The organism is Polaromonas sp. (genome assembly GCF_012927415.1).
In the GTDB taxonomy this organism is placed as follows: domain Bacteria; phylum Pseudomonadota; class Gammaproteobacteria; order Burkholderiales; family Burkholderiaceae_C; genus Polaromonas.
The window spans coordinates 1-11279 of record NZ_JABBPF010000205.1 but is presented as its reverse complement, the minus strand read 5'-3'; the positions used below and the strand labels follow the sequence as shown (position 1 = coordinate 11279).

Here is an 11279-nt window from a genome sequence, read left to right as displayed (position 1 = left end):
CCATTGCATCCTCCGACGGCATCCTGTGCGCCTCTCCCGGCTATTTGCGCTGCCACGGCATTCCCCGGCAACCTGAAGAGCTGGTGGCGCACCGCATTCTCAGGATCAAATTTGCCGCAAACCGGCATCGCAGCCTGCATCTCATCAACCCGCAGGACCACCAGCGCGAACTGGAAATCCGGGTGGAACCCGCGCTGCTCGTCAACCACAGCGATACGCTGATTCAAGCCTGCGTTGAAGGCGCCGGCATTATCAGCCAGTCCATCGCCCTGGTGGCCAAGCTTCTGGGCACCGGAGAACTGCAGCGGGTGCTGGCGCCATGGATTACCGGCAGATATACCTTGTACGCGGCCTTGCCCAGTCGGAAATTCATTCCGGCAAGGACCAGCGCCTTTCTGGAGTTCATCACTGAACACACGCGCGCCGAGATCAGCAAGCTGGAAACGCTTCAGGCTTGAATGGCCCGCGTGGCTGCGAGCCTGCCGGACCGCGATTGGCAAGCAGATCGCTTGCCTCAAATTTGAGGTTTGCTACGACCCGCCGGATGGCTGGCAGGATCAGGACGCTTGATCCGTCAGACCATAGACGACCGCACCGCACAGGCCAGCAGGCAACTCAAGCTCGCTGACGCGGCAGGCGCCCAGCCGATGTGCGAGAGACAGGCTCCATTCCTGTAGTCCGATCCCAAGGTATTTCAGGCAGGCTTCGAGACGGGTCCATTCGCGCGCAAATGCCTGCATCTGTTCAGGTTGTGCCTGGCACGCAATCCGCTCGAAGGCGTCCATGCCGAGGTAATCGCGGGCGACTGGCTGCCATTCGAATTCGTCCCTGAGCCGCACGATGTCGACGCCCACCGGGCCGCACCGGTGAATGGCGGCAACCGAGAAGCCGGCTTCATGACTTGCCGACAAGCCGATCGTGTGGCCGGGCAGGTCAACGCGGAGCGCCTGTCCGGGTTTGGAAACCAGCGCAATTGCTCCTGGTGAGCTGCCGAGCCGAAGGCCCAGCACCTCGCGCACTGCGCCTCGCAGTTGCGCGCGTGCCGCGTGACGCAGCGTGCTGTCGGGCGTGGCAATGCTGATGACGATCAGGTCCGGTCCGGCTTCGGGGGCGGCCGCCAGCAGAGGCCTGGATACGGGCCAGCGATGGACGGCAACCGTCGCTTGATTCATTGCTTGCCGCGTCGTCAAACGCGCGCCGGCGCCGCCGGGCAGCCGCGCCATGCCGTTGCCGCCGGGATGTGTTCACCCTTCATCACCAGCGTCAGAGCACCCAGCTTGGCGTTGTCCCCCACCACGGCGCTGTACAGCACGGCACTGCGCGGCCCCATGTAGACGCGGCTGCCGATCCTGACATGGTCGATCTTCATGATCCGGTCTTCAAACAGGTGGGTTTGCGGACAAGCCAAAGCATTGAGCTCGCTGTAGTCGCCAATCGTCACGCAGTCAAACTCGGTAATGTCGGTGGTGTCCAGGTACACGCCCCGCCCGATCCGGCTGCCCAGCAGGTTAAGCGCTACCGGCAGCCAGGGCGTGCCGCGCAGGTAGCGCATGAAATTGGGAACGGCAATACCTTCGTACAGGTTGGTCACCGCCTCTGACAGCCACACGAACGGTGTCCACATCGGCACGCTGCATTTCCTGTAGCGACGCAGCAGCAGCCACTTGAGCACCGCGACGAAGGCGAAGGTTCCGATGCCGTAGCTCAGGCCGGCCAACGCCAGGTCGGCAATGACTTCGGCCCAGCGTCCGTCGCCGGCCAGCGGCATCACGTTCAATACGACTGTATAGCCGACCGCGATGACGAACGCATGCGGCGCGATGATGCGAAACGCTTCAACCGTCCCACGCCCGACCCGGCGCAGCGGCGACGGTCGGAAGGTCAGGTGCTCGGCAAATCCCCGGACCTGTTCACGCGCCGGCAGGTTGATCGGCGGTGAACCGAGCCAGGTGTCGCCATTGCGCATGGCCTCGTTGCGCGGCACGGTGGAATGCACGCCGATCAGCACATTCTCCGGCAGCGTGGTGCCGTCGGGAATGTAGGCGCCGTTGCCGACAAAGCTGCGGCGCGAAATCACCGTCGGCTTCATGGTCATCCAGCCACCATCAATTTTTTCGTCACCCAGCATCACCGCATCGGCGATGAATGTGTCGTCGCCCAGTGTCAGCATGTCGGGCACCAGGCCAAGGGCGGTCGAAATTTCCGCGCCACGGCCAACCCGTGCGCCCAGCAGCCGGTACCAGAACGGCGCGTACACCGTTGCATACACGCCATGCAGCACGTTAAGGCTGGACTCCTGAATCTGGTTGACCAGCCATTTGGCGCAGTAGAGATTGCTGTGCACCGGCCAGCTTCCCGGTTTCATGCGCGGCAGCACGCCCCAGCGGATTGCCGCTGACAGCAGTGCGGTGCAGACAATCAGTACCGCCGTGGCGGGAAATGCCAACACGAAATACTTGGCGAGCTGAAAAGGGAGGTCGTTACTTTGCAGCCACGGGAACCGCTCGGCGTTGTCGATCCAGTCGATCAGCACAAAACTCGGGAAAACCGGCAAGAAAAACAAGGTGGTGATCAGCAGCGCGCCGCACAGGAAAAACAATGCCTCGGCAGCCTGCCGGGTCTGCGCTACCTGCGGCCGAGCCGGGTTGGAGGCGGGATCGAAAGCGCCGACGTCGCTCGCCGGTGAACCACTCCACGTACGGCCGGCCGGCACCGCCATGCCATCGCTCAGCGCCGTCTGTCCTTCCAGATGACCGAACGCACCGATGGCCGTGTTGCCTTCCAGCACGGCATAAGAACCGACGCCGACATCACTGCCAATGGCAATCGTGCCCAACCGCAACTCACCGTGTTCGACGCGCGCATTCTCGAAATTGACCGCGTTGCCCACGCTGGCTCGGTCGCCGATCACCAGCAAGTCGGGCGCCCGCAAGGTGATCGAACCGATCATCACATCCCGCCCGATCCGCGCCCCCAATGCGCGCAGCCACCACGGATACAGCGACGACCCGCTGAGCAGATAGGTCGGCGCCGACTCGACCATCCGGTCGGCCAGCCACCAGCGGTAATAAGTGAGGCCCCACAGCGGATAGCGGCCCGGCTTGAGACGGCCGGCAATCAGCCACTTGCCGGCAATCGCCAGCACAAACTCAAGCAGCGTTGCGATCAGGTAGGCGCCCGTCGAGGCGGCGATTGCCAGCGCAACCGAATCGCCGGGGTCACCAGTGAAATAGTGGTAGGTGAAAAATGGCGCCAGCCATTGGCCCATGCGCAGTGTCACCAATGGCGGTATGGCTGCGGCCTGGGCGGCGCCACACAGCCAGCGCTTGAGCGCGGAGGGAGGCGTCCAGCGGGTGTCGACCGGCGGCGCTGCTTCATGCGCTTGCGCCAGCACCTCGGCAATGCGCCCGATGGTGCGATTCTGGTAGATGTCGCGCACGGTGACATGTGCGAAGCGCGCATCGGCACGCAATGCGGACGCCAGCCGGGCAGCGAACAGCGAGTGGCCGCCAAGATCCGAAAAGAAATCGGCGCTGCGGCGTATGGTCTGGCCGGGAAACAGCGTGGACAAGGCCGAGAACAACATTTCTTCGGCCGGTGTCTGCGGCGTGTCGGACCCGGAAACATCGCGCGGCAGCAGCGCCAGCGGTCGCGCCTTCAAAGCCTTGCGATCGATCTTGCCCGAACTCAGGCGCGGCATTTCCGGCAGCATTTCAAAGAAACCGGGCACCATGTAAGGTGGCAGCGATGCGCCTAGCGCGCTGCGCAGCACCGCGGCTGTGGGCATCTGGCCGCTTTCCGAAACGATGAAGGCGATCAGCTGATCAATGCCGCCCTCCTGGCGCAGCACCACGGCTGCCGTGCCGACGCCGCTCTGGCTGGCCAGCACGGCTTCGATCTCGCCGAGCTCGACCCGGAAGCCGCGAATTTTCACTTGATCGTCAGTGCGACCCAGACATTGCACGCACCCGTCAGGGTCGATGCGGGCCAGGTCGCCGGTGCGGTAAAGCCGGTTTTGCGCAGCACTGCTCGCCCAGGGGTTGGTGAGGAATTTCTCTAAAGTCAGGTCGGGACGTCCGAGATAACCGGCGGCAACACCCGGTCCAGTGATGCACAGCTCGCCGACTTCGCCGCGCGGCAGCAGCCTCAGGCCGCCTTCCCCCTCCGTGGCAATAATCAGCAAACCGTAGTTCGGCAGCGGCCGGCCAATCGTCACCGGCTGGTTGGCATGCAACTCTGCCAGGCTGGCCGACACCGTCGCTTCGGTCGGACCATAAGTGTTGAATACCTGACGCCCCGGGCGCGCCCAGCGGGAAACCAGTGCCTCCGGGCACATCTCGCCGCCGAGGTTGATCAGGCGCAGGCTGGACACGTCCTGGTTGAACAGTGCCAGCAACGTCGGTACCGCGTGCAGCACGGTGATGCTGTTTTCCTCCAGCGCGCGCGGCAGCGCCTCAGGATCGGAGGCGACCTCCCTGGGTGCGATCCACAGCGTGGCACCGGCCAGGTAGCTGATCCAGATTTCTTCGAACGACATGTCGAAGGCAACCGAGAAGCCCTGATAGACGCGGTCGCTAGCCCGTATGCCGAGCATTGCGTTTTCGCTGCGAAGGAAATGGCAAATGCTGCTTTGGCTTATCTCGATACCCTTGGGCTTGCCGGTCGAACCGGAGGTGTAAATCACATAAGCGGGATCGGACGGCAATGCGCCTTGGCGCCGAAGGAGCGGTATCTGTGTTGGCGCTGCCAGCGCTTCGGCCGTCCACACTTGACGGCCGCAACCCGCCAGACGCGGCGCAAACCCAGCGCAGCTGACGATACCGGGCGCATTCGCATCGTCAAGGCAGACGGCAATGCGTTCGACCGGCGTGTCCGCGTCAAACGGCAGCCAGGCAGCGCCGGTCTTTGCAATGGCGGCCTGCATGAGCAGCAGGTCGATACCGCGCGGCAGCCACAATCCGATGATCTGCCCCGGCCGCACACCCGCTTCAATCAGGTGCGACGCCACTCGGTCGGCCTGCGCATTCAGTTCCCCGTAACTCAATTGCCGGTCACCGAAGATCAGCGCCGCATGGTCTGGCGTGCGCTCCGCCGTTGCTTCCAGCAGATCGGGCAGCACTTCCGCGCGAATCAGCTCAGGACGGACCGGCCCCAACAGGATGTCGGGATGCGCCTCGGAATAGGTCTTGGACAGGCCAGAAAACCCTGGCATATCAACTGGGTCAAATAGAGGAGTTTTCAGCATCATCTGGACTTAAAAAAAACCCGTTTTGACAGGCCAATTTGTGAGTTGCCGTCAACATCGGCTTGATCGCGTCGAGCGCATAAAAGCCGAAGGTTCCGGAAAATATCACCAACAGGGCGTCGCCGACCACGGCGGGAAGAGGTGCCAGTCCTACCTGACTGTTCACAGGTCAAGACGGCCCGTCCCGAAAGACGGCGAGGCATGAAGGCGATGCCGAAAGTCAGCCACAACAGCGGCAAAGGCGATAAGCTTTCTAACCGATCCATCGAAGAGCCATTCATACATAGGTGTCAGTGGATACCGTCAGGTAAATGCACACCGACGCTCGGCGCCAAAGGAGTCAGATCGCAGTGCATTGCTGGTTGCTGCGAAGCAGCAACATCGGATGATCTCTTTTGATGAAGCAACAGCGGTAGAGCAAGTGCCTGACGTAAGATCAAAACTTTTGCCCAAAGCCCGAGACACTGCGCTGCAGTCTCGTCAAGGGTCCACTTCTAGCAATGACCAATTTAATAGCCTACAAATAAAGCACAAAAAAAAACGCCCACATGCAGTGGGCGTTTTGTTACCAACCTAGTCGGTCTGGATTTTGGTTGCGCGGGCAAGATTTGAACTTACGACCTTTGGGTTATGAGCCCAACGAGCTACCAGGCTGCTCCACCGCGCGATATGATGTTATTGTAGCCTACTTTGCTTTGGCTGTGTCATCTTTAATTTCTTCCGAAATATCTGGACGATCAACCAGTTCAACGAGTGCCATGGGCGCGTTGTCGCCAACACGAAAACCCATCTTCAGGATACGGGTGTATCCGCCTGGACGAGCTTTATAGCGAGGGCCGAGTTCGGCAAACAGCTTGACCACCATGTCGCGGTCCCGAAGGCGGTCAAACGCCAGCCGTTTGTTGGCCAAGGTTGGCTCTTTCGCCAGCGTAATCATGGGCTCTACCACGCGGCGCAGCTCTTTGGCTTTCGGCAGCGTGGTTTTGATCGCTTCGTGCTGCAGCAGCGAGTTCATCATGTTGCGCAGCATGGCGAGGCGGTGCTCGCTGGTGCGGTTTAGTTTACGTAATCCATGTCCGTGTCGCATAGTGCTTCCTTTATATAATTTCGAAACAGCCGTATCAGGTACTGCCCGTGCACTTCCCGTCTAAAAACGGGATAAATATCAATTAACGCTTGTCCAGACCCGCAGGAGGCCAGCTTTCAAGACGCATCCCAAGTGTCAATCCTCGTGACGCCAGTACTTCCTTAATCTCATTGAGAGATTTCCGTCCCAGATTGGGGGTCTTCAACAGCTCATTCTCAGTGCGCTGGATCAAATCGCCAATATAGTAAATATTCTCTGCTTTCAAGCAGTTTGCCGACCGGACCGTGAGTTCCAGCTCATCGACAGGGCGCAACAAGATCGGATCGAACTGCTGCGAGCTGCGCTGTACCGGGGTATCAAAAGCGGCCAGTTCATTGCCTTCGAGTTGGGCAAACACCGCCAGTTGCTCGACCAGAATCTTGGCCGAAGCACGCACGGCATCTTCTGCCGTCACCGCACCGTTGGTTTCAATTTCGAGTACCAGCTTGTCGAGGTCGGTACGCTGCTCTACGCGGGCGCTCTCGACAATGTAGCTCACACGCTTGACAGGTGAAAACGAAGCATCAAGCACAATACGGCCAATCGATTTCGGCGACTCGTCGCCATAGCGGCGCAAGTTACCGGGCACATAACCACGGCCATTTTCAACCTTGATCTGCATGTCGATCTTGCCGCCATGCGACAGATTCATAATCACATGGTCAGGATTGATAATTTCAACATCGTGCGGCGTCTGGATATCTGCGGCGGTCACGGGTCCTTCGCCATCTTTACGCAAGCTCAAGGTGACTTCGTCGCGGTTATGCAGCTTGAAGACGACGCCTTTGAGGTTCAGCAGGATATTGACGACATCTTCCTGAACGCCGTCAATGGAAGAATATTCATGCAAGACGCCTGCAATGGTCACCTCGGTCGCGGCGTGGCCGACCATGGATGACAGCAATACACGGCGCAGCGCATTGCCCAGCGTGTGGCCATAGCCACGCTCAAAAGGCTCAAGAGTCACTTTGGCGCGATTGGTACCAAGTTGCTCGACATTGATAGTTTTTGGTTTTAACAAATTAGTCTGCATGCAGTCTTCCTCTCAATACCCTCGGCTCGTTACACCGATAAGGCTGGCGAAGCACACCCTGGCGACACGAAGGCCGTATCGCAGGAACGGAAAAAAATTAACGTGAATACAACTCGACAATCAACGATTCGTTGATGTCGGCGGCAAATTCGTCGCGGTCGGGAACCTTCTTGAAGACGCCCTCGCCCTTGTCGGCATTGACATCCACCCAGGCTGGCAGGCCGACCTGCTTGGCCAACTCGAGCGCCTCGGCAATACGGGTCTGTTTTTTGGACTTGTCGCGCACAGCGATCACATCACCAGTCTTGACCATATAGGATGGAATATTCACCGACTGACCATTGACAGTCATTGCCTTGTGGGACACCAGTTGACGTGCTTCGGCACGCGTAGAGCCAAAACCCATGCGGTAAACAACGTTGTCCAGTCGCGACTCCAGCACGAAGAGCAAGTTGGCACCCGTATTGCCTTTGCGGCGATCAGCTTCTTCGAAATAGCGGCGAAACTGCTTTTCGAGAACGCCGTACATGCGTTTGACCTTCTGCTTTTCACGCAGCTGCAGGCCATAGTCGGACGTGCGGGTACCGGAGGTACGACCGTGCTGACCTGGCTTGGAGTCAAATTTAGCCTTGTCGCTGATCGAGCGTCGAGCGCTTTTCAGGAAAAGATCGGTGCCTTCACGGCGTGAAAGTTTGGCTTTGGGGCCGAGATAACGTGCCACTTGAATATCCTTGTGTCATCTGCTGCATTTACTGCAGGAGCCGAAGGTAGGAACCTAACGGCGGTGGGCTTGATAAAAAATGCTGACGCCTAGTCAACTGCAAAGCAGCCGGCCAAGCGATGAAGCAGGGCGATTAAATGCGACGGCGCTTCTGCGGGCGGCAACCATTGTGCGGAACAGGGGTCACGTCAGCGATCGAATTAATCCGAATGCCGAGTGCTCCCAATGCCCGAACCGATGATTCACGGCCAGGGCCGGGGCCCTTTATTTCAACATCGAGGTTCTTTATACCTTGTTCAATGGCAGCCCGCCCGGCCACTTCTGAGGCGACCTGCGCTGCAAACGGTGTCGATTTACGCGAGCCTTTGAAACCCTGACCACCAGAAGATGCCCACGACAATGCATTGCCCTGGCGATCGGTGATCGTGATGATGGTGTTGTTGAAAGATGCGTGAACGTGGGCAATTCCATCGGCCACGTTCTTGCGAACTTTCTTGCGCACACGTTGTGCAGCACTATTATTCGGTGATTTTGCCATGACGACCTCTCAATTATTTCTTCAAAGACGCAGCGGCCTTACGCGGACCCTTGCGGGTACGGGCGTTTGTGCGGGTGCGTTGACCACGCATAGGCAAACCACGGCGATGACGGAAACCGCGGTAGCAACCAATGTCCATCAGGCGCTTGATGTTCATCGTGGTTTCACGCCGCAAATCGCCCTCAATGGTAAACAGCGCGATTTGGTCACGGATTTTTTCCAGATCACCGTCAGTCAGATCTTTGATTTTCTTTGCGTAGTCAATTCCACATGCTTCGCAGATTTTGCGAGCGCGGGTGCGACCTATACCAAAGATTGCAGTCAAGCCGATTTCGGCGTGCTTCTGCGGCGGAATATTGATACCAGCGATACGAGCCATATGCGTCCTGTAAATCTCTTAAAAATCAGCCTTGGCGCTGTTTGTGACGTGGATCTGTACAAATCACGCGAACAACGCCCTTGCGACGAATGATTTTGCAGTTGCGGCAAATTTTCTTGACCGAAGCTGAAACTCTCATTTTATTCTCCTAAACTTTCAATCTGTGCCTACTGGGAACGAAACACACCGTGTGCTCGCAATAAATCGTTAAATCAATCAAGACATCACGTTTTGAAGTTGGCTTTTTTCAACAACGACTCATACTGCTGCGACATCATGTAATTCTGAACCTGGGCCATGAAGTCCATAGTAACCACAACAATAATCATCAACGACGTTCCACCGAAGTAAAACGGCACGTTGTATTTCAAAATCAAAAACTCGGGCAGCAAACACACAAAAGTAATATAAACCGCACCTGCCAGCGTAAGCCTCACCAAAATCTTGTCGATGTAGCGCGCCGTCTGATCACCTGGCCGTATGCCGGGAATGAAAGCACCGCTCTTCTTCAAATTGTCTGCTGTCTCACGGCTGTTAAATACAAGTGCCGTGTAGAAAAAGCAGAAAAACACGATGGCGCTGGCGTACAGCATCACGTAAATCGGCTGCCCCGGGGTCAGCGTGCTCGCGATATCTTTCAGCCAACGCATGCTTTCACCCGTGCTGACCCAACCGACGACGGTTGCAGGCAACAAAATAATTGACGACGCGAAAATAGGAGGAATTACGCCTGCCATATTCAGCTTCAGCGGCAAATGTGAAGACTGCCCACCGTATACCTTATTGCCCACCTGCCTCCGGGCATAGTTCACAAGTATCTTGCGCTGGCCTCGTTCGACGAACACCACAAAATAGGTAACAAGAATTACTACCGCGACGATGACAACAGAAATAAGAATACTCATGGCGCCGGTACGCACCAGTTCCAGCAAGCCGCCCATTGCACTTGGCAATCCAGCTGCGATACCCGCAAAAATCAAAATCGAGATGCCATTACCCAAGCCTCGTTCGGTGATCTGCTCACCCAGCCACATCAGGAACATTGTTCCTGCCGTTAGGCTGAACACTGCAGTCATCCTGAAACCAAAACCAGGAACCAAAACCAGGCCAGGCGAGCTTTCCAACGCAATAGCGATGCCCATCGACTGAAACAGGGCAAGGCCCAATGTTCCGTATCGAGTGTACTGCGTCACTTTCCGCCGACCGCTTTCACCTTCTTTTTTCATCTGCTCAAATGTGGGAACCACATAAGTCAGCAGTTGCATGATGATGGAGGCCGAAATGTACGGCATGATGCCCAGGGCAAACACAGTAAATCTTGACAAGGCGCCACCGGAGAACATATTGAACAAATTCAATATGCCGCCCTGCTGGCCCTTGAACAGTTCCTTTAGTTGACCTGGGTCAATTCCCGGAACCGGAATATGTGCGCCGACACGATACACGACCAGTGCCAGCAACAAAAACACGAGCCTGTTGCGCAAGTCACCGTACTTGCCGGTTTTTGCAATTTGAGCCGAGTTGGTTGCCACTGGTTGGTTCCGTCAAATATTAAGCGATGGAGCCGCCAGCGGCTTCAATGATGGTCTTGGCACCTGCCGTGGCAGAAATACCCGTCAACTTGACCGCCAATGACAGCGATCCTGTGTTGATGACCTTGACATTCCTGGCGATCTGACCTACCAGGCCAGACTGTTTGAGCGTCAACAGATCCACCTCGGCCAAGCCAAGCTGCTCCAATGCCGCGAGGGTGACCTCGGCATTAAACTTTAGCAGGTGCGACTTGAAACCGCGCTTGGGCAAACGACGCTGCATAGGCATTTGACCGCCTTCGAAGCCTACCTTGTGGTAACCACCCGAACGGGACTTTTGTCCCTTGTGACCACGACCGGCTGTTTTACCCAAGCCAGACCCAATGCCGCGACCAACACGTCGTTTGGCATGTTTAGCGCCTTCGCCAGGCTTGATTCCGTTCAATTCCATGATGAGTCTCCGCTCAGATAACCTTGACCAGATAACTGATCTTGTTGATCATGCCGCGCACTGCGGGCGTGTCCTGCAATTCGCTGACGCTATTGACGCCTCGCAGGCCCAGACCACGCACGGTGGCGCGGTGTGATTCCTTGGTGCCAATCGGGCTGCGAACCAGCTGGACTTTTACTTTGGTTTCTTTGGTCATTTCACTACCCGCCTTAGCCGAAGATTTCTTCGACTGATTTGCCACGCTTCGCCGCTAT

Annotated in this window: 13 protein-coding genes and 1 tRNA gene; 1 reads left to right on the top strand and 13 read right to left on the bottom strand. The window is 57.5% G+C overall.

The genetic code is table 11. From position 1 onward, the window contains the following. Positions 1 to 458 (top strand): LysR substrate-binding domain-containing protein (locus HHJ19_RS16795; RefSeq protein WP_296909009.1); only part of this gene is annotated, 458 nt, incomplete at its 5' end. A 99-nt stretch (positions 459 to 557) separates the two neighbouring features. Here the strand turns inward: HHJ19_RS16795 and HHJ19_RS16790 are convergent. From HHJ19_RS16790 to rpmD, 13 genes are all read right to left on the bottom strand, one after another. Continuing rightward, a complete protein-coding gene (locus HHJ19_RS16790) occupies positions 558 to 1172 on the bottom strand; it encodes a 4'-phosphopantetheinyl transferase superfamily protein (RefSeq protein WP_296909008.1) in 615 nt (204 codons plus the stop codon). 14 nt (positions 1173 to 1186) lie between these two features. Next, entirely contained in the window at positions 1187 to 5212 is a 4026-nt protein-coding gene (locus HHJ19_RS16785; protein WP_296909007.1) for a Pls/PosA family non-ribosomal peptide synthetase, read from the bottom strand. Between the two features lie 10 nt (positions 5213 to 5222). Then, positions 5223 to 5411 carry a hypothetical protein gene (locus HHJ19_RS16780; RefSeq protein WP_296909006.1) on the bottom strand — a complete coding sequence of 63 codons (189 nt, stop codon included), beginning with the start codon at positions 5409 to 5411 and terminating at the stop codon, positions 5223 to 5225. 424 nt (positions 5412 to 5835) lie between these two features. Beyond that, positions 5836 to 5912: transfer RNA gene (locus tag HHJ19_RS16775), tRNA-Met, on the bottom strand. An 18-nt stretch (positions 5913 to 5930) separates the two neighbouring features. Beyond that, positions 5931 to 6332, bottom strand: a complete 402-nt coding sequence (gene rplQ / locus HHJ19_RS16770; protein WP_296909005.1) for a 50S ribosomal protein L17 — start codon at positions 6330 to 6332, stop codon at positions 5931 to 5933. An 82-nt stretch (positions 6333 to 6414) separates the two neighbouring features. Continuing rightward, positions 6415 to 7404, bottom strand: a complete 990-nt coding sequence (gene rpoA, locus HHJ19_RS16765; protein WP_296909004.1) for a DNA-directed RNA polymerase subunit alpha — start codon at positions 7402 to 7404, stop codon at positions 6415 to 6417. A gap of 97 nt (positions 7405 to 7501) precedes the next feature. Continuing rightward, positions 7502 to 8125, bottom strand: coding sequence for a 30S ribosomal protein S4 (gene rpsD, locus HHJ19_RS16760; RefSeq protein ID WP_296909003.1), 624 nt, complete (start codon positions 8123 to 8125; stop codon positions 7502 to 7504). A gap of 133 nt (positions 8126 to 8258) precedes the next feature. Next, positions 8259 to 8663 (bottom strand): 30S ribosomal protein S11, encoded by a 405-nt coding sequence (gene rpsK, locus HHJ19_RS16755; protein WP_011799771.1) that lies wholly within the window; start codon positions 8661 to 8663, stop codon positions 8259 to 8261. Positions 8664 to 8676: 13 nt separating this feature from the next. Further along, positions 8677 to 9042, bottom strand: a complete 366-nt coding sequence (gene rpsM, locus HHJ19_RS16750) for a 30S ribosomal protein S13 (protein WP_296909002.1) — start codon at positions 9040 to 9042, stop codon at positions 8677 to 8679. Positions 9043 to 9067: 25 nt separating this feature from the next. Further along, positions 9068 to 9181 carry a 50S ribosomal protein L36 gene (gene rpmJ, locus HHJ19_RS16745; protein WP_011481465.1) on the bottom strand — a complete coding sequence of 38 codons (114 nt, stop codon included), beginning with the start codon at positions 9179 to 9181 and terminating at the stop codon, positions 9068 to 9070. An 85-nt stretch (positions 9182 to 9266) separates the two neighbouring features. Further along, positions 9267 to 10574 (bottom strand): preprotein translocase subunit SecY, encoded by a 1308-nt coding sequence (gene secY / locus HHJ19_RS16740; protein WP_296909001.1) that lies wholly within the window; start codon positions 10572 to 10574, stop codon positions 9267 to 9269. Between the two features lie 19 nt (positions 10575 to 10593). Then, a complete protein-coding gene (rplO, locus tag HHJ19_RS16735) occupies positions 10594 to 11025 on the bottom strand; it encodes a 50S ribosomal protein L15 (RefSeq protein WP_296909000.1) in 432 nt (143 codons plus the stop codon). Positions 11026 to 11038: 13 nt separating this feature from the next. Beyond that, positions 11039 to 11221, bottom strand: coding sequence for a 50S ribosomal protein L30 (rpmD, locus tag HHJ19_RS16730; protein ID WP_068835583.1), 183 nt, complete (start codon positions 11219 to 11221; stop codon positions 11039 to 11041). Between the last annotated feature and the right edge of the window lie 58 nt (positions 11222 to 11279).

Coding starts and splice junctions, on each gene's coding strand:
- HHJ19_RS16790 (WP_296909008.1), bottom strand. CDS start 1,172: ATGAATCAAGCGACGGTTGCCGTCCATCGCTGGCCCGTATCCAGGCCT.
- rpsM (WP_296909002.1), bottom strand. CDS start 9,042: ATGGCTCGTATCGCTGGTATCAATATTCCGCCGCAGAAGCACGCCGAA.
- HHJ19_RS16785 (WP_296909007.1), bottom strand. CDS start 5,212: ATGCCAGGGTTTTCTGGCCTGTCCAAGACCTATTCCGAGGCGCATCCC.
- rpoA (WP_296909004.1), bottom strand. CDS start 7,404: ATGCAGACTAATTTGTTAAAACCAAAAACTATCAATGTCGAGCAACTT.
- rplQ (WP_296909005.1), bottom strand. CDS start 6,332: ATGCGACACGGACATGGATTACGTAAACTAAACCGCACCAGCGAGCAC.
- rpmD (WP_068835583.1), bottom strand. CDS start 11,221: ATGACCAAAGAAACCAAAGTAAAAGTCCAGCTGGTTCGCAGCCCGATT.
- rpmJ (WP_011481465.1), bottom strand. CDS start 9,181: ATGAGAGTTTCAGCTTCGGTCAAGAAAATTTGCCGCAACTGCAAAATC.
- rplO (WP_296909000.1), bottom strand. CDS start 11,025: ATGGAATTGAACGGAATCAAGCCTGGCGAAGGCGCTAAACATGCCAAA.
- rpsK (WP_011799771.1), bottom strand. CDS start 8,663: ATGGCAAAATCACCGAATAATAGTGCTGCACAACGTGTGCGCAAGAAA.